Annotated in this window: 15 protein-coding genes and 1 pseudogene; 8 read left to right on the top strand and 8 right to left on the bottom strand. The window is 71.7% G+C overall.

Annotated elements, in window-relative coordinates; all coding sequences use genetic code 11:
* Positions 1-88 precede the first annotated feature (88 nt).
* From ACFVS6_RS20640 to ACFVS6_RS20660, 5 genes are all read left to right on the top strand, one after another.
* Positions 89-1,162 carry a hypothetical protein gene (locus ACFVS6_RS20640; protein ID WP_389705635.1) on the top strand — a complete coding sequence of 358 codons (1,074 nt, stop codon included), beginning with the start codon at positions 89-91 and terminating at the stop codon, positions 1,160-1,162.
* Positions 1,163-1,308: 146 nt separating this feature from the next.
* Complete coding sequence (locus tag ACFVS6_RS20645) at positions 1,309-1,980, top strand: trimeric intracellular cation channel family protein (protein WP_389705637.1); 672 nt, start codon at positions 1,309-1,311, stop codon at positions 1,978-1,980.
* 16 nt (positions 1,981-1,996) lie between these two features.
* Positions 1,997-2,551 (top strand): GNAT family N-acetyltransferase, encoded by a 555-nt coding sequence (locus tag ACFVS6_RS20650; protein ID WP_389705639.1) that lies wholly within the window; start codon positions 1,997-1,999, stop codon positions 2,549-2,551.
* A 59-nt stretch (positions 2,552-2,610) separates the two neighbouring features.
* On the top strand, positions 2,611-2,982 hold the full coding sequence (locus ACFVS6_RS20655; RefSeq protein WP_389705641.1) for a tyrosinase family oxidase copper chaperone: 372 nt from the start codon (positions 2,611-2,613) through the stop codon (positions 2,980-2,982).
* 31 nt (positions 2,983-3,013) lie between these two features.
* The gene (locus ACFVS6_RS20660; protein WP_389705643.1) at positions 3,014-3,877 is read left to right on the top strand and encodes a tyrosinase family protein; all 864 of its coding nucleotides are present in this window, start codon (positions 3,014-3,016) and stop codon (positions 3,875-3,877) included.
* A 77-nt stretch (positions 3,878-3,954) separates the two neighbouring features.
* Here the strand turns inward: ACFVS6_RS20660 and ACFVS6_RS20665 are convergent, their stop codons facing one another.
* Together ACFVS6_RS20665 and ACFVS6_RS20670 are read right to left on the bottom strand one after the other, a co-directional pair.
* On the bottom strand, positions 3,955-4,245 hold the full coding sequence (locus tag ACFVS6_RS20665; protein WP_389705645.1) for a chaplin: 291 nt from the start codon (positions 4,243-4,245) through the stop codon (positions 3,955-3,957).
* A gap of 95 nt (positions 4,246-4,340) precedes the next feature.
* Entirely contained in the window at positions 4,341-4,670 is a 330-nt protein-coding gene (locus tag ACFVS6_RS20670; RefSeq protein ID WP_389705647.1) for a hypothetical protein, read from the bottom strand.
* Between the two features lie 205 nt (positions 4,671-4,875).
* On the opposite strand from ACFVS6_RS20670, the gene ACFVS6_RS20675 reads away from it, so the two are divergent.
* Positions 4,876-6,330 carry a carboxylesterase/lipase family protein gene (locus tag ACFVS6_RS20675; protein WP_389705649.1) on the top strand — a complete coding sequence of 485 codons (1,455 nt, stop codon included), beginning with the start codon at positions 4,876-4,878 and terminating at the stop codon, positions 6,328-6,330.
* An 85-nt stretch (positions 6,331-6,415) separates the two neighbouring features.
* On the opposite strand, the gene ACFVS6_RS20680 is transcribed toward ACFVS6_RS20675, so the two are convergent.
* Together ACFVS6_RS20680 and ACFVS6_RS20685 are read right to left on the bottom strand one after the other, a co-directional pair.
* Positions 6,416-7,714, bottom strand: coding sequence for an alpha/beta hydrolase (locus tag ACFVS6_RS20680; RefSeq protein ID WP_389705651.1), 1,299 nt, complete (start codon positions 7,712-7,714; stop codon positions 6,416-6,418).
* A gap of 225 nt (positions 7,715-7,939) precedes the next feature.
* Positions 7,940-8,626, bottom strand: coding sequence for a GNAT family N-acetyltransferase (locus tag ACFVS6_RS20685; protein WP_389705653.1), 687 nt, complete (start codon positions 8,624-8,626; stop codon positions 7,940-7,942).
* 140 nt (positions 8,627-8,766) lie between these two features.
* Here ACFVS6_RS20685 and ACFVS6_RS20690 point away from each other — a divergent pair, with 140 nt between their 5' ends.
* Positions 8,767-9,573 (top strand): alpha/beta fold hydrolase, encoded by an 807-nt coding sequence (locus ACFVS6_RS20690; RefSeq protein ID WP_389705655.1) that lies wholly within the window; start codon positions 8,767-8,769, stop codon positions 9,571-9,573.
* 112 nt (positions 9,574-9,685) lie between these two features.
* Here the strand turns inward: ACFVS6_RS20690 and ACFVS6_RS20695 are convergent, their stop codons facing one another.
* The gene (locus ACFVS6_RS20695; RefSeq protein ID WP_389705656.1) at positions 9,686-10,447 is read right to left on the bottom strand and encodes a GntR family transcriptional regulator; all 762 of its coding nucleotides are present in this window, start codon (positions 10,445-10,447) and stop codon (positions 9,686-9,688) included.
* Between the two features lie 178 nt (positions 10,448-10,625).
* Between ACFVS6_RS20695 and ACFVS6_RS20700 the strand changes: the two are divergent.
* Positions 10,626-11,555, top strand: a pseudogene (locus tag ACFVS6_RS20700) (PTS transporter subunit EIIC); the annotation flags it as partial.
* 32 nt (positions 11,556-11,587) lie between these two features.
* On the opposite strand, the gene ACFVS6_RS20705 reads toward ACFVS6_RS20700, so the two are convergent.
* Genes ACFVS6_RS20705 through ACFVS6_RS20715 form a run of 3 tightly spaced genes read right to left on the bottom strand, consistent with a single transcriptional unit; the run spans position 11,588 to position 15,230 of the window.
* On the bottom strand, positions 11,588-13,882 hold the full coding sequence (locus ACFVS6_RS20705) for an XRE family transcriptional regulator (RefSeq protein WP_389705658.1): 2,295 nt from the start codon (positions 13,880-13,882) through the stop codon (positions 11,588-11,590).
* Positions 13,879-14,205: a helix-turn-helix domain-containing protein gene (locus ACFVS6_RS20710; protein WP_389705660.1), complete on the bottom strand. Its 327-nt coding sequence runs from the start codon at positions 14,203-14,205 to the stop codon at positions 13,879-13,881. Before ACFVS6_RS20710 ends, ACFVS6_RS20705 begins: the two co-directional genes overlap by 4 nt.
* Complete coding sequence (locus tag ACFVS6_RS20715; protein WP_389705795.1) at positions 14,202-15,230, bottom strand: tyrosine-type recombinase/integrase; 1,029 nt, start codon at positions 15,228-15,230, stop codon at positions 14,202-14,204. The genes ACFVS6_RS20710 and ACFVS6_RS20715 overlap by 4 nt, the downstream gene beginning before the upstream one ends.
* Positions 15,231-15,394: the final 164 nt, after the last annotated feature.

Here is a 15,394-nt window from a genome sequence, read left to right on the forward strand (position 1 = left end):
GGTGGGGGAGACGCATCCCCCGCGCGGGGGTCGTGGGCCTCCCCGGTGGTGTCCGAGAGTGGGATCACTGCCGGAGGAGGGGGACCCGATGGACGGGTGGGACAGGGCCGGGCGGATCGCGGCGCACGGGGCGGCACTCGCGCTCGCGCCGTACCTGGTGATCAAGGTCGTGTGGGTGGCCGGAGCCCTCGCGGGCGCGCTGCCCGTCGGCCAGGGCCTCGGGTTGGCCGAATGGGTGGTGCTCAACACCGTCACCGTCGTCATGGCCGCGATCGGGATCGTCATGTCCCTCGCGCTGGTGCGGCCCTGGGGGATGCGGATACCTCTGGCGCCCGTCGCCTTCTGCGCCTGGGTGGGGTCGGGATTCCTCGTCTCCCTCCTGCCGTTCGGGGTGCTCTCGACGCTCCTGGACGCGGGTGGGGGCGCGGGCGGTCCGGGCGGTTCGGGCAGTGGTGGGTCCGGCGGGGACGACCCTGGCGTACCGCACTGGGAAGGGCTGCTCCTCCAGGCCGGTTTCCTGGGGGTGGGCCTGGGCCTGACCCTCGCGGTCCCCGCGTATCTGCGGCGCCGCCGGCCGGCGGCCTTCTCCGGGCGCGTCGGCGACGGCCCGCGCAGCTCACGGCCGTGGGGAGCCGTCCTCGGGGCGCTCGTCGGTCTGGTCTGGCTCCACTGGGCGCTCGGCGGGACGATCGGCATCGCACACCCGGACCGGCGGATCGCCGACGGATACGTCCTCGGTGCCATCGGCGCCTTCTGGGCGTTCGCCGGGTCGGCCGCCGTCTGGACGCTCGCGCGGAGCCGTCCTGCCGGGCTGCCGCGCGTACTGCCCCTGGTGCTCGGCTGGATCGGCTCCGGCTCGCTCTTCGCGTGGAGCGCGTGGAAGCTGCCGCTCACCCTGTACGCGGCGGTGGCTCGGCCCCCGGACCTCATACCGCCGGAGCATCCCGCCGTCGCCTGCGCGGTGCACCTGGCCGCCGTACTGGCGGGCGCGGCCATGCTCCGCACCCTGACGCACACCCGCACACCGTCCCCGGTCGCCGATCCGCCTGCCGGTGATCTCCCGGACTCCGTGTTCCCGGACGCCGTGTTCCCGGACTCCGGGTTCCCGCCGGCGGACAACGCGAGGTCGACGGCGGGACCGGCCACGACACGGTTCGGCTGAACCCTGCCGGGGGTGCGGGCCGTGGAGGCGGAGCACCGGAACGGCGCGGCGGTCGGCCGGTGGGCACCGGTCGGCCGTTCGAAGGAGGGCGGGAGTGGCACAACGGCCGATGCGGGCGGTCGGCGGCGCACGGCAGCCTCGACGAGTTGTCCGTCCGGCCGGCGGAGGATCCGCAGGAGCCCGCCCCGAACCTCGAAGGAGGCGCCGTGCTGCACGCCCTCTACCTCCTCGGCATCGCCGCCTTCGCCGCCTCCGGCGTCCTCGCGGCCCACCGCGCGAACATGGACCCCTTCGGCGGGTTCGTCCTCGCCTTCGCCGCCGCCCTGTCCGGCGGCACCCTGCGCGACCTCATCCTGGACCGGCACCCGCTGTACTGGACTCGGGACTGGCTGCTGCTCGTACTGATCGCCTCGGTCGCCGCGTTCACCATGCTCTACCTGCGCCGCCGCAGCCTTCCGCACCGCGCCCTCATGGTGGTCGACGCCGTCGGCCTCTCCGTGGTCACCGTCATCGGCGCCCGCGCCGCCGTCGACGCCCACGTCACGCTCGTCGCCGTCCTCATCCTCGCCGTCCTGACCGGCGTCACGGGCGAGGTGATCCGCGACGTGCTGTGCGGGGAGCTCCCGCCGCTCCTGCTGCGCGAGGAGGTCTACGCGACCGCGGCCCTGGCCGGCGCTGCCGTGTACCTGGGCCTCCACGAGGCCGGAGCCCCGGACAGCGCGAGCATCACGGCCGGCGCCTGCCTCGTCTTCGTGCTCCGGATGGCCGCCGTCTTCCGGGACCTCCACCTGCCCCGCCTGCAAGGGACCCGGGCCTGATCCCTATCCTCACCGCATGACGCACCGTACGACGGCCGCCATCACCCGGCTCTCCGCCCCCGACCTGCGCGCCCACCGCGACGAACTCGCCGCGCTCCTCGTCGACGTCGTCGAGGGCGGCGCCTCCCTCGGATTCCTCTCCGGCCTCGACCACGCGGGCGCCGTCGACTGGTGGGACTCCCTGGCGCCCTCCGTCGAGGACGGCTCCCTCGCCCTGTGGGTCTCCCGCGGCGCGGACGGCGGCCTCGACGGCACCGTCGCCTGGTACCGCGAATCCAAGCCCAACGGCCGCCACCGTGCCGAACTGCGCAAGCTCATGGTCCATCCGGCCGCCCGCGGTCGCGGCACGGCCCGGGCACTGCTCGCCGAGGCCGAGGCGCAGGCGGCCCGCGCCGGCGTCGTCCTGTTGTTCCTCGACACCGAGACGGGCAGCGGCGCCGAGCGGGTCTACCGCTCCGCCGGCTGGACCGAGGCGGGCACCATCCCGGACTACGCCACCGACCCCGAGGGCCGACTGCGCCCCACCACCCTCTTCTACAAGCACCCGAAGGACGACGACCCGGAGAGGTGACCTCGCCCGCCGCTCCGCGTTAGACCCCGTAACGCGGACCACCGAGCGAGGGAGACCGTATGTACGCAAGCCCCGGCGCCGCACCGCCCACCCGTCGCGCGTTCCTCCGTACGGCCTTCACCGCGGCCGTGGTCGCCGGGACGGCCGCTGCCGTGGCTCCCGTGCTGCGGGCCCGGCGCCCCCGCCAGACGCTGACCCCGGCCCCCCTCGCCGAGGAGACGTACCGCGGCAGGCACATCGCGGTCGACCCGGTGTCCGCGGCGGTCCGCATCGACGGCCGTCCCCTGCACGTCATGCGCCGCGCCGACGGCAGCTACCTGAGCGGGATCAACCACTTCCAGTCCTACGGGACCCCGATGGAGCTGGCCCGCGCGGCCGTCGACGAACTCGGCACGACCCAACTGGCCCTCGCGGCCCCGCACCACGGCTGAGGGACGGGAATCGGGAATCGGGAGGAGCCCCTTGTACACCCGGCAGAACCAGAAGAACCTGACCAGCGCGCAGAAGAAGCGCTTCACGGCGGCCGTGCTGGAACTCAAGCGCAACGGCACCTATGACGCGTTCGTCCGCACCCACGACAAGTACTTCGTCCCGGACCGGGACCGCAAGCTCCGCGTGGGCCACATGTCTCCGTCGTTCTTCCCCTGGCACCGGCGCTACCTGCTGGAGTTCGAACAGCAGCTGCGGACCGTCGATCCGGGGGTCTCCGTCCCGTACTGGGACTGGACGACCGACACCAGCCCCGTCTCCTCCCTCTGGGCGGACGACTTCCTCGGCGGGACCGGCCGGGAGAGCGACCGCCGGGTCATGACGGGCCCCTTCGCCTACGACCGGGGCAACTGGACGGTCACCGTCGGCGTCACCGAGGCCCGCTTCCTCACCCGCAACCTCGGCCGGCCCGGGAACCCGATCACCCTGCCGACGGCGGCCGAACTCCAGTGGGCCCTCGACGACCCCGCCTACGACACCTCGCCGTGGGACTCCACGGCCACCGCCGGCGGCTTCCGCAACAAGCTGGAGGGGTGGGCGGCCCCGAAGAGCGAGCGCTGGCGCAACCACAACAAGGTCCACCAGTGGATCGGCGGGCACATGACCGGCGGGACGGCCCCCAACGACCCGGCCTTCTGGCTGCACCACGCCTTCGTCGACCTGATCTGGGACCGCTGGCAGCAGAAGCACCCCCGCTCCGGATACCTGCCCGCCGCCCCCCTTGGCTACGGCGATCTCCAGCGCGGCCGGGTCATCGCCCTCGACGAGCCGATGCCCCCCTGGGACGTCACCCCGCGCGAGATGCTCGGCCACCAGGGCACCTACCGCTACGAATGACCCCGCTCGGGGGCCGGACGCCGCACACGCGAAGGGCCCCCGGCCGTAAGCCGGGGGCCCTCACCAGTGGGGCGCGATCAGCCGCCGTAGCCCTCGGTGTGGTGCTCGCTGTGGTGCTCGCCGCCACCCGAGGCGTTGACGCAGGTGTTGCCGAACGCCGGGTTCAGCAGGGCGATCACGTTCACGGTGTTGCCGCAGACGTTGACCGGGACGTGAACCGGAACCTGGAGCAGGTTGCCCGACAGAACACCGGGGGAGCCGACCGCCGCACCCTGCGCTCCGGCATCGGCGACGGCCAGACCCGCACCGGCGACCACGGCGCTACCGGTGACGGCGGTGATGGCGAATGCCTTCGCGATACGCGACATCAAGATCTCCTCGTGAAACGTGGGGCGCCGCAAAAGCTGCGGCATTTGACATGGCATACAACGCAGGGACCGCCGAGTGGTCACGGCCGCAGGGCCTACCCGGTGACCGTGAAACGGGCGGAAGCGAAGTACGGACGCACCTGAGTGACCGTTCCCGGCCTCAGTTCCGCCACCGCGGCGCCCTTGCAGCCGGGCTCGCGGTAGAGGGTGGCGGTGCCCCGCGTCCGGTTCGTGACGGCCCGGGAACCACCGCCCTCCGCCTCCACGCAGCCCTTCGGCGAGGTCAGGCCGTGGACCTGATCGTCCTGGCCCACGTACTGGAAGTCGGGACCGGCCGCCAGGGCGGGACCGGCCGCACCCGCCGCGGCCAGCAGCAGGAGGGGAAGGAGACCGTTGAGGGCGCGGGGCCCGAGAATCGCTCGCATGGCCGGTCAACCAGGCGGGGCCCCGCCGGGGTCACGCCTTGTCACCCGTTGGACGGCTGTGCGACCGTGCCGCAAGGTGTGACGTGAGCAGGAGAACGGCCGCCGCCCCGCGACGGTCCACGACGGGACGGACGGCCGACGAACGGAGCCCCCGCCCGACAGGCCCCGGGGACACGGCACGCACGACGGACAGCGGGAGGGACGCATGAGCGCAACGGGCGGAGACCGGCCCCGGGCCGTCACCGGACAGGGCGTCGTCGAGGGCCGCCGCGAGGCCGGCGGGACCGCGGTCTTCCGCGGCATCCCCTACGCCGCCCCGCCGGTCGGCGCCCTCGGCTTCGCCGCGCCCGTGCCCCCGGCGCGCTGGGACGGCGTACGGGACGCGGGCGCGTTCGGGCCCACCGCCCCCAAGGTCCCCTACCCGCCGAAGTTCGCGGCGCTGCTCCCCGACCCGGAGATCCCGGGCGAGGACTGCCTGAACCTCAACGTGTGGACCCCCGACCCCACCCCCGGGGCCGGGCTGCCGGTCATGGTGTGGATCCACGGAGGCGCCCACAGCCGGGGCTCCTCCGCCGTCCCCGTCTACGACGGCTCGGCGTTCGCCCGTGACGGGGTGGTTCTGGTCTCGATCAACTTCCGGCTCGGCGTCCTCGGCTACGGCCTCTTCCCCGACGCCCCCGCCAACCGCGGCCTCCTCGACCAGATCGCCGCCCTGGAGTGGGTCCGGGACAACATCGAGGCGTTCGGCGGCGACCCGACCCGGGTCACCCTCTTTGGCGAGTCCGCCGGAGCGATCAGCATCGGCGCCCTGCTCGGAGCCCCCCGGGCGTCCGGCCTCTTCACCCGGGCCGTCCTGCAGAGCGGCGCCCCCGAGGCGACGCCCCGCGAGAAGGTGCGGGCGATGGTGCGCCGGATGGCGTCCCTGCTCAAGGTGCCCGCCACCGCCACCGCGTTCGCGGCGGCCGGGACACCCGCCCTGCTCGCCGCCCAGGCGGCGGTGCTGCGCCGTTCCTCACCCGTGCTCGGCGGCCCCGCCTTCGGCCTGGTCACCGACCCGGACACGATCCCCACCGACCCGCTGGAGGCCGCCACCGCCTCGGACGTACCGCTGATGCTGGGCTGGACCGCGCAGGAGCACCGGCTCTGGCTCGCCCCCACCGGGGGCATGCGGCTGCTGGACCGGCTCGGTCCCCCGGCCGTGTCCCTGGCGCGCGTCCGCAGCGGCAAGGACCGGGCCGCCGTCCGGGCGCTGCGCGCCGCGCATCCCGGGGCCGGACCGGCCGACCTCGCCGGGCAACTGCTCACCGACCGGATCCTGCGCGACCCCCTGCGACGGCTCGCAGCGGCCCCGCGGCGGGCGCCGAGCCACCTCTACGAGTTCCGCTGGAGCAGCGGTGTGCCCGGCCTCGGGGCCTGCCACGCCCTGGAGCTGGGCTTCGTGTTCGACACGCTCGCGGCCCCGGAGTCCTCCTGGCTGGCCGGGCCGGACGCCCCGCAGGCGCTGGCCGACGAGATGCACGCGGCCTGGGTGCGCTTCGCGGTCTCGGGGGAGCCCGGCTGGGAGCCCTGGGACGGCGCCGGCCCGCCGAAGGGGTTCGGCGGGCCGGAGCGGGAGGAACGGGGCGTGGGACCGGACGCCGGAGCCGTGCTCACCCCGTAGGACTCGGCCCGCGACGGCCGGGCGGGACGCCGGCGACCGGGCGCCGGCCACCCGACCGGGCGCCGGCCACCCGACCGGGCGCCTGCTACTCGACCGGGCCCTCCATAACCTGGCTGATGAACTGGATCGGGCCCTCGCCCATGTTGGGCACGTAGGTCTTGGCGTTGTGCTTGCCGCCGGGTATGACCTTCAGGCTGGTGTGGATGGGGCCCTTGCCGTAGGTGGCGACGAACTTCTGCACGTCGGGCAGTGTCTTCTTGTTGTTCTCGCTGTCCCCGACCTGGAAGGCCAGGTAGACCTCCGGGCCCTTCTTGTCGATGAGCTGTTTGGCGAGCAGCTCGGGGTTGTTCTCGGCCTTCTCCTTGTCGTGGCCCTTCCACAGGGAGGAGTCCGGGACGACGTCCGGTCCGGAGGCGATCACGGCCTTGAACTTGTCGGGGTGCTTGAGGACGGCCTTGAGGCCCGCGAACCCGCCGGTGGAGGAGCCCATGAAGGCCCATCCGTCACGGGACTTCACCGTGCGGAAGTTCTCCCGCATGAGGTCCGGGACGTCCTCGGTCAGCCAGGTGCCCATCTTGGGCTGGCCGGGGATGTCGGAGCCGTCCCAGTAGACGCCCTTGTCGTCCGGTCCCGGGTTCAGGACCGGCATGGCCAGGATGAAGGGCTTGCTCTTGCCCTCGGAGTACCACTTGCTGATGCTGGTCTGGAGGCCGAGGTCGGTGCCCATCCAGTAGTTGCTGGGGTAGCCCGCGCCACCGGGCAGGGCGATCATGACGGGGAAGCCGCTCTTCGCGAACTTCGGGTCGTCGTACTCCTTGGGCGCCCACACCCAGACCTTGCCCGTGAACCCGGACTTCTTGCCGGTCACCGTGGTGACCGCGACGTGCGTGCCGTCGCCCAGGGTCATCGAGTTCTTGAAGTCCGCCGCGGGACCGGTGGGCATCGACATCTTCGAGTTCGCGGCCGCCTTCGCGCCGCCCTTGCCGGTCGGGCCGCCGAAGGACACGGCCTTGCCCTTGTCGGTGAACGGTGGTATCTCGAAGTGGTTCATCACGAGCGCCGCGATGCCCGCGAGGGCCAGCACGGTGGTGCCCGCTATCACCCAACGCCTGACCCGCGATGTGCGGCGGGGCGGCTCCTCCTCGTACGGCGGCTCGTACCCCCCGTACCCCTGGTACCCGTCCTGCGGTCCGTGGCCCTGCGGTCCGTAGCCCTGCTGTCCGTAGCCCTGTTGGCCGTACGGCTGCCGGGGCTGGTCGTGGGGAGGCCGGGCCTGCGGTTGCCGGGCGTACTGGGGCTGACCGTAGGGCGGCTGCGGCGGCTGTGACGGCTGCCCCTGCGGCCGGTACGGCGGCTGGTGCGGCCCGTCGGGTGAGTACGACATGTGCGGTGGCTCTCCGGCTGTTGCTGGCCCCGTCGGGGGGTGGACGCTTCCGTTCGAATGATGAACGAAAGATCCCCGGGGTTCCGCATTTTCCCTTCTCTTGGCATTCCGAAGGGGAGGCCATTGCCAACGACCCCGCCGTCCGCCGGCACGGGGGCCGGGGACGACGGGGTCACTGGGTCGGACGTGGGCGGAGGGGCCGGATCGCGGAGTGCGGCAGGACCGTTACGCCGGGATCAGCGTCTTGCGGCGCCGTTTGCGGGGCGCGGCGCCCGAGATCCGCAGTTCGATGACCGACCGGACGGTGGGCCACTCCTCGTCGAGCACCGAGTAGAAGGCCGTACTGCGCACCGCGCCGTCCAGTCCCCGCGAGTGGGCCCGGCGGACCCCTTCGCAGGTGAAGCCGAGACGTTCCATCGCGGCGCGCGAGCGGCCGTTGCGGGCGTCGGCCCGGAGCGAGATCCGCCGCACGCCCCACGTCTCGAAGGCGTGTCGGAGCATGAGCAGCTTCGCCTCGGTGTTGATCCCGGTTCCCTGGGCGCTCGGGGACAACCAGGTGTTCCCGATCTCGGCCGCGTCGGGGACGGCGGTCGTCGGATCACCGAAGGGAACCCCCGGGACGGCGGGCCACACCAGCGGACCTTGCCAGTAGTCGAGTTCGAGGAAGCGGGTCGAACCGACGACCCGCCCATCTGTGGCTCTGACCACGGCAAACGCCAGCGATCGACCCGCCGCCTGATCGGCGAGCGCGCGTTCGATGTACTCGTGGGACGCCTGCAACCCGTGCGGCACGGGAGTGAAGGCGTAAGTCGTACGATCCTCGGCCCCGGCCAGGGCCAGGGCCTCGGTGTGGTGGGGGGCGAGGGGCTCCAGCCGCGCGGAGCGGCCGGCGAGGAGTACGGGTACGGGCACGGAGCCTTCGGTCCTTCTGGGCGGTGGGGTGGTTGCACAGTCTGCGCTCCTGACGTCACCCCCCGCGCAAAACGCGAGTGAAAGGCAACGGGCTGTCAGGTGAACGCGAGTGGCTCAATGTAGCCCCTTAAAGTCCTCTCATGAACCCCCAATTCGGCAACGACGCGACACTGATTTTCGACGACTTGGGTCCCCGCGACGGAGAGCCCGTGATCCTGATCCACGGACACCCGTTCAACCGGTCGATGTGGGCCCCTCAAGCGGCGGCGCTGACCGCCGCCGGCTACCGAGTGATCATGCCTGACCTGCGGGGATACGGGGAAAGTCCGGTCCGCCCCGGCAAGATCCTGCTCGCCGGGTTCGCGGACGACCTCGCCGCGCTGCTCGACCGCCTGGGCATCGAACAGGCGGTCGTCGGCGGTGTGTCCATGGGTGGGCAGATCGCGCTGGAGGTCAGGTTGCGCCACCCGGGTCTGGTACGGGCCCTCGTGCTCTGCGACACCTCCCCCGCCCCCGAGACCGAGGATGGCAGGAAGGTCCGTCTGGAGATGGCCGAGCGGCTCCTCGCGGAGGGCATGGAGCCGTATGCGAACGAGGTCATGGACAAGATGCTGGCGCCTTACAACGTGATCGGCCTGCCCGAGGCGGCCGCGCGGGTGAGGGCCATGATGTGCGCCACCGATCCGGAGGGTGCGGCGGCCGCGCTGCGCGGGCGGGCCGAGCGGCCCGACTACCGGCCCGTGCTGCGGGCGCTGCCCGCCACGGTCCCCTGTCTCCTGCTGGTCGGCGCCGACGACGTCTACACCCCGGTCGCGGAGGCCGAGGGGATGCGCGAGCTCGCCCCGCACGCCCGGCTCACCGTGATCGAGCGGGCGGGCCACCTGCCGGGTGTGGAGCGGCCCGACGCCGTCAACCGCGCGCTGCTGGAGTTCCTCGCCACCCGATGAGCGGTCGGCCGCGGGCCGCCCCGGCCCTCCCCGCGGGCGCGCGCCCGCGGATCAGGGCCTTTCGGCGTGCGCCCGGGTGCCCAATGGCGCCCGGGCGCACCGGCGTGCCGTGTCAGTCTGTCTGGAGGGTGGTGCGCAGCCGGTAGCGGTCCCCGCTGTACTCCACCGTCGACAGCAACAACGGCCGCTGGTCACGCGTGTACACGGTCTGGTCCAGGACCAGGACGGGCGCGCCCGGTGCGATCGCGAGGTGCCCGGAGAGCGGTTCGTCGGCGGTGCGCGCCTCGATGGTGGCCTCGGCGCGCTCCGGCTGGACGCCCCACCGCCGCAGCTCCTCGAACAGGGACGCCGTCGTGAAGTCCGTCCCGGTCAGGTCGGGCGCCAGGTCGGCGACGAGCAGGGTCCGGTCGAGGGCGATCCGGACGTCGTTGAGGAGCCGGACGCGCTCCAGGCGCATCAGGGGTGTCCCGGCCGGTACGCCGAGCCGCTCGGCGTCGTCCAGGGACGCGGCGACGACGTCGTGGCGCAGCACGATCGAGCCGGGGCGCATGTGCTTGCGGCGGGCGGTGGCGGTGAAGGACTCCAGGTCCTTGGGCCAGTCGCGGGCGGGAGCGGGCGCCGAGCGGGCGGCGACGAACCACCCGCGTCCGTGCGAGGAGGTGACCAGGCCCAGTTCCACCAGGTGGGCCAGTGCCCGGCGCAGGGTGACGCGGGAGACGTCCAGTCGGGTGCAGAGCTCGCGCTCGGGCGGCAGTTTGCTGCCCTCGGAAAGGCCGCGCCGGGCGATCTCCTCGCGGATCCGGTCGGCGGCCCGGGCCCAGAGGGGATCGGCCCCACGGGCGGGATCGGTGGCGGCAGCGGCGTCGTCGGTCATGACCGTGAGAATACCACTTGCTACCAGTTGGTCTGGGACCGAAGTCCCGAGGGGTCGGGGACCTTGGGAGGTGATTCGCCGTTCCTTGGCAGACCAGACCAGACCACTATTGACCACTTACAAACCACTCACTACCTTCGGGATCGTCCCCTTCATCCGCTCGACGAGGAGTTCCGCGATGAGTACGGCCACCGTTCCGGCCGCCCCACCGGCCACCGGCAAGAAGCCGGCCCGGATCATGCCGGTCATGCAGCGCATCGGCCGCAGCCTGATGCTGCCCGTGGCCACGCTGCCGGCCGCCGCCCTGCTGACCCGGCTCGGCGGCGACGACCTGCTGGGCAGCGAGAGCTTCCCGCTGATCGTGCGGAAGCTCGCCATGGTGCTGGCCGCCGCCGGAGACGCGGTGTTCGCCAACCTGCCGCTGCTCTTCGCGGTCGGCGTGGCCATCGGGTTCGCGAAGAAGGCCGACGGCTCCACCGCCCTCTCGGCGGTGGTCGGATACCTGGTCTTCAAGGCCGTACTGGCCAGCCCCGCCTTCCCCAACGGCGCCGACGGCGAGCCCCTCGACGCCAAGGTTCTCGGCGGCATCGTGATGGGCCTCATCGCGGCCCTCCTCTACCAGCGCTTCAGCCGCACCAAGCTGCCCGACTGGCTCGGCTTCTTCGGCGGCCGACGACTGGTCCCCATCCTGAGCGCCTTCGCGGGCGTCGGCACGGGAGTGGTATTCGGAGTGGTCTGGCCGACCGTCGGCAACTGGTTCTTCCACTTCGGTGAGTGGCTGGTCGGCACCGGCGCCTGGGGCGCCGGCATCTTCGGCCTCGTCGTCCGCGCCCTCATCCCCATCGGGATGCACCACTTCTTCTCGTTCTTCCCCTGGTTCGAGGCCGGCACCTTCGTCAACCCGACCACCGGCGCCGAGGTCCACGGGGACATCCACCGCTTCCTCGCCGGAGACCCGACCGCGGGCCAGTTCATGACCGGCGGTTTCCCGATCTACATGTTCGCGCTCCCCGCCGCCGCCATGGCCATCGCGCACACGGCGCGCCCCGAGAACCGCACCATGGTCAAGGGCATGATGATCTCCGTCGCCCTGACGTCCTTCGTCACCGACTGGTGAAGAGGCGGTGTTTCGACCCTGCGCTATTCGGCCTCCGGGATGGCTTCGAGGTATTCGGCCCAGCTGTTCTGGGCGTACTGGGCCCAGGCGTGGGCGGTGTGGGGGTGGATGCCGAAGAGGTCGCTGACGACGATCGGGGGGAGGTCGGTGATCATTTCGATCATGGCGGTGTTGCGGGCGCTGATGCCCGGCAGGCCGTGCTTGCGCATGTAGTCGTTGACGGTCTTGGGGTTGCGGGGGCGGCTGGGCGGTTGCCCGGGGAAGAGGTAGCCGGGTGTCCCGGTGTGGGACTTCTGGAGCACTGAGGTGTGAAGGGCCGGGGCGGTGATCTGTCGTTCGATGAGGACGGCGAGCTTCGGTGGGAGGAGGACGGGGTGCTGGTGGATCGTCAGGTAGGCGTCGCCGCCGTCCCTGCTGAAGCGGTCGGTCGTGAGCTGGACGATGCGGGTGGCGGGTAGGGCGTAGAGGGCGGTCAGGGCGCCGATGATGCGCGCTTCGAGGGGTAGTTCGTCTTCGTTGAGGCAGCGGCGGAGTTGCTGGTCGAGTTCGTCGCCGGGGAGGAACCGGGACGGCTGGGTGAACTTCCTGCTGGGGACGGTGAGCTTGGTGGTCAGGCGGCGGGCGACGGTCCAGCGGATGAAGGCCGCGGTGTCCCGGCTCGCTGGGGTGTGGGTGGTCAGCCAGAGGTCGAGGTGCTCCTGGCCTAGGTCGGTGAGCGTGATCGAGTTGCGGTCGAGCCAGGTCATGAACCGGATCGCGGCGCGGATGTTTCGCTGGTCGGATCTGGCGGAGCCGATGGTGTAGCGGTCCTTGTCGGCCCGGCGCCGGGCGGCGCGAAGGACGCCCCACTCTGCGAACGGGCGGATGACGTGGGCGTGGTGCGGGGGAAGGTCGGCGAGCGTGTTCTTGAGCCAGAGCTGTATGCGGGCGAACTGCTCGTGCCGTTTGGGCAGGGCGCCGGCGGCGACCAGGAGTTCCCGAACGTAGAGGGTGTCCCAGTTCTGGGGGAGGGTGTCGAGGAGTTCGTGGTTGATCTCCTGGTCCTGGGCGGCGAGGTCGGCCAGCATGCGGGCCGAGGTGCTGCGGCGCATCCAGAGGAGGACGGACCAGGGGTGGTTGGCGGCTCCGAGCTGTTCGGCGAGCGGTTGGAGTTGGGGGCGGACGCTGCCGTCCTCGCCGCTGAGGAGGTCGTGAATCCGTGCCTGGGCAACGCAGCGTGCGCAGGCGCCGTCGGCGTGGATGGCGCCGGGGTAGCCGCAGCGACGGCAGGCGTAGTCGATGTCGGTGCCGGAGCACGGGCCGCAGATGTCCTTGCCGTCGGCGGTCCGTCCGACGAGCGCGCGGAGCGTTGCGCACTGGGCGCAAGGGGCAGGGTGGCGTCGGCGGCGCTGGTAGCAGGAGTCGCAGAGCAGGCCGACGGGCCAGTTGGCCTTCACTCCCCGTATCTGCCCGCAGTCGACGCAGGGCGCCGAGCGGCGGGGCTGGCACGATTTGCAGCGGAACTCGCCGTCCAGGCGGGTGAAGCTGTAGCGGAGCTCGCCGCAGTCGACGCAGGTCCGCATGGGCCCGCGGTAGCAATCACCGCAGGTCGCGGGTTGGTCGGCGGCCTTGCTGATGCTGATCGGCTTGACGTCCCCGCAGGCGTCGCAGAGGCGGGGCGGGGACATGTAGCAGCTGGGGCAGACCGGGCCGTCCTTGGTGATGGCGTTCGCCGGCCGGAGCCTGCCGCAGTGGATGCACTCGTGCACCGGTTTGTCGGGGTTGCAGGGCGCGCAGAAGAAGGTGCCGTCCTCGCGGCGGACGGCGGGCGCGCGGGTGCGGCCGCAGCCGGCGCAGTCCTTCATGAACAACGGGTCCTTGCGGTAGCAGCGGCGACAGATCGGGCCTTCCTCACGCTGGGTGACGATGTGGCCGTCCTGGCCGCAGCGCGAGCAGGGCCGCAGCTCGGTCCGGACGACGCACCAGTCGCAGCAACGGCCCTCAGGGGTGTTCCGGGGAAGGTGGCGGTCGGTGCGGTTGCAGCGTGCGCAAGCCGGCTGGGTGACGGCATCGCCGTGCCCGGTGGCGTCGAAGTGCCGGAGGAGCCGGACCACCTGGAGCGGGCAGTGCGGCGACGGCGCGGTGAGCGCGTCCGGGTGCTCGGCGATGTAGTCGTCCAAAGCCCGTGCCGACCGGCCGGTCCATGCCTTGGCCTTCTCCAGGGCGGCCTGGGCGTCCGCGGCCGTGAGCGTGGGGCCCACCACTTGCTGGAGGTGATGGATCAGGCGGGCGCGGGCCTGCTCGGCCTCACGCTGCCGGAGAATCTTGGCCCGGCTCACGACTGCCCGGGGCGGCGGATCACGGTGCGGCGAGGCGTGAGCGGCAGCGGGCCGGCGTCCCCGTCGGCGGTCTTGCGGAGCTGAACGTTGACGACCTCGGGCTTGATCAGGTCGTTGGGGGTGCACTGAAGGATGTCGCAGAGCGCGACAAGGGTGTCCATGCTCATGCGCTGCGGCGGCTGGGTCACCAGCCGATAGACCTGTTCACGCGACAGGGTGACGCCGCGTTCGGCCAGCAGCGGGACCAGGTCGGAGGTCTGGAACATTTGGCGCTCGGCCATCAGCCGGCGGAGCTGCCATTGGTAGCCCATCTTCTTGATCACGAGATCACGTCCCAGTCGTCGCCCAGTCGGCTCTTCATCGATCGTTCCAGCAGGGTGTTGCGGTACTCGTTCGAGACCCCCATGTAGATCGCCGTGGTCGAGGCATGGGAGTGACCGACCTGCTCCTGGACGAACCGGGCCGGATAGCCGAATTCGGTCAGATGTGTGATGTAGCTGTGCCGGAGGCAGTGCAGGTCGAGGTCCTCGTCGAGGCCGGCCGCCTCGCGGGCCGTCACGAATGCCTCGTTGATCGACCGCGGGGAGAGCCGTCCGACCCGCTCGGTTATCCAGAGCGCCGGGTGGCGCCCGGGTGAGAAGTGCGGGCGTATCTCGGTGATCCACTCGTCCAGGACGTCGACCGCCCAATCCATCTCAGGGACCATCAGCACCATGCGGCGCTTGGGAGGCGCCCCCTTGGAGGACTTGCCGAAGCGGACCGTCATGCTGCCGTAGCCGCGGAACTTCGGGGCCTTGCCGTGACGCCGGAGGTCGACCAGGTCGACCTTGGAGGATTCGGCGCGGCGCGTGCCGTAGGCGTAGATCGTCTTGAGCATCGCGGCGTCCCGCAGGGCGGTCAGGACGCCCTTGCGGCCCTGCCTCTTGACCTCGCCGGGCCGGGCATCTGCGGCATCGAACAGGGCCTGGATCTCGTCGTAGGTCAACGGCCGCCGGCGAGGGTCGCCCTCGTACTCGACCGTGTGCACAACCGAGTTGCCCTCGTGGAAGACCTGCTGCGGGACCTCGCCGAACCGCTCCCGGCAGGCGTCCGGCCAACCGTAGCGGGAGTCGAGCAAGTACTCCATGAACAACTCGATCGTGACCTCGTAGGTCCGGGCCGTCGACATCTGGATCGGCTTGTTGCCGCTTCGCAGGTGCGCGATGAACGCCTCACCCTCGGCCGGCGTCCACTGCCACGGGTACTGGCCGGTGAACTCGCCAAGCCGCTCGATCAGGCGAATCCGCGGGTCGATCGTCTTCGACTTCAGGAACCGGGCCGACTGCTGCCGGGCCCAACCCTCCTTCATCGCGTCGAAGACGGCCGGCGCCGGGTCGAGATGTATGACGTTGCGGGCCAGCACGAGACGCGCTGACCCGGGTGCCTGAGTAACCACAAGCTCTGTTGTATCAGATGCATCATTGTTGAGTTTGGCTGCTAGTGCGCAGGTCAACGACCACAACCCCGTCGGCC

This window comes from Streptomyces sp. NPDC057939, from assembly GCF_042887545.1.
In the GTDB taxonomy this organism is placed as follows: domain Bacteria; phylum Actinomycetota; class Actinomycetes; order Streptomycetales; family Streptomycetaceae; genus Streptomyces.

Excerpts from the sequence above, each read along its gene's own strand:
- ACFVS6_RS20680 (WP_389705651.1), bottom strand. The coding sequence starts at position 7,714 with ATGTCGTACTCACCCGACGGGCCGCACCAGCCGCCGTACCGGCCGCAG.
- ACFVS6_RS20650 (WP_389705639.1), top strand. The coding sequence starts at position 1,997 with ATGACGCACCGTACGACGGCCGCCATCACCCGGCTCTCCGCCCCCGAC.
- ACFVS6_RS20715 (WP_389705795.1), bottom strand. The coding sequence starts at position 15,230 with ATGAAGGAGGGTTGGGCCCGGCAGCAGTCGGCCCGGTTCCTGAAGTCG.
- ACFVS6_RS20665 (WP_389705645.1), bottom strand. The coding sequence starts at position 4,245 with ATGTCGCGTATCGCGAAGGCATTCGCCATCACCGCCGTCACCGGTAGC.
- ACFVS6_RS20640 (WP_389705635.1), top strand. The coding sequence starts at position 89 with ATGGACGGGTGGGACAGGGCCGGGCGGATCGCGGCGCACGGGGCGGCA.
- ACFVS6_RS20655 (WP_389705641.1), top strand. The coding sequence starts at position 2,611 with ATGTACGCAAGCCCCGGCGCCGCACCGCCCACCCGTCGCGCGTTCCTC.
- ACFVS6_RS20675 (WP_389705649.1), top strand. The coding sequence starts at position 4,876 with ATGAGCGCAACGGGCGGAGACCGGCCCCGGGCCGTCACCGGACAGGGC.
- ACFVS6_RS20695 (WP_389705656.1), bottom strand. The coding sequence starts at position 10,447 with ATGACCGACGACGCCGCTGCCGCCACCGATCCCGCCCGTGGGGCCGAT.
- ACFVS6_RS20690 (WP_389705655.1), top strand. The coding sequence starts at position 8,767 with ATGAACCCCCAATTCGGCAACGACGCGACACTGATTTTCGACGACTTG.
- ACFVS6_RS20670 (WP_389705647.1), bottom strand. The coding sequence starts at position 4,670 with ATGCGAGCGATTCTCGGGCCCCGCGCCCTCAACGGTCTCCTTCCCCTC.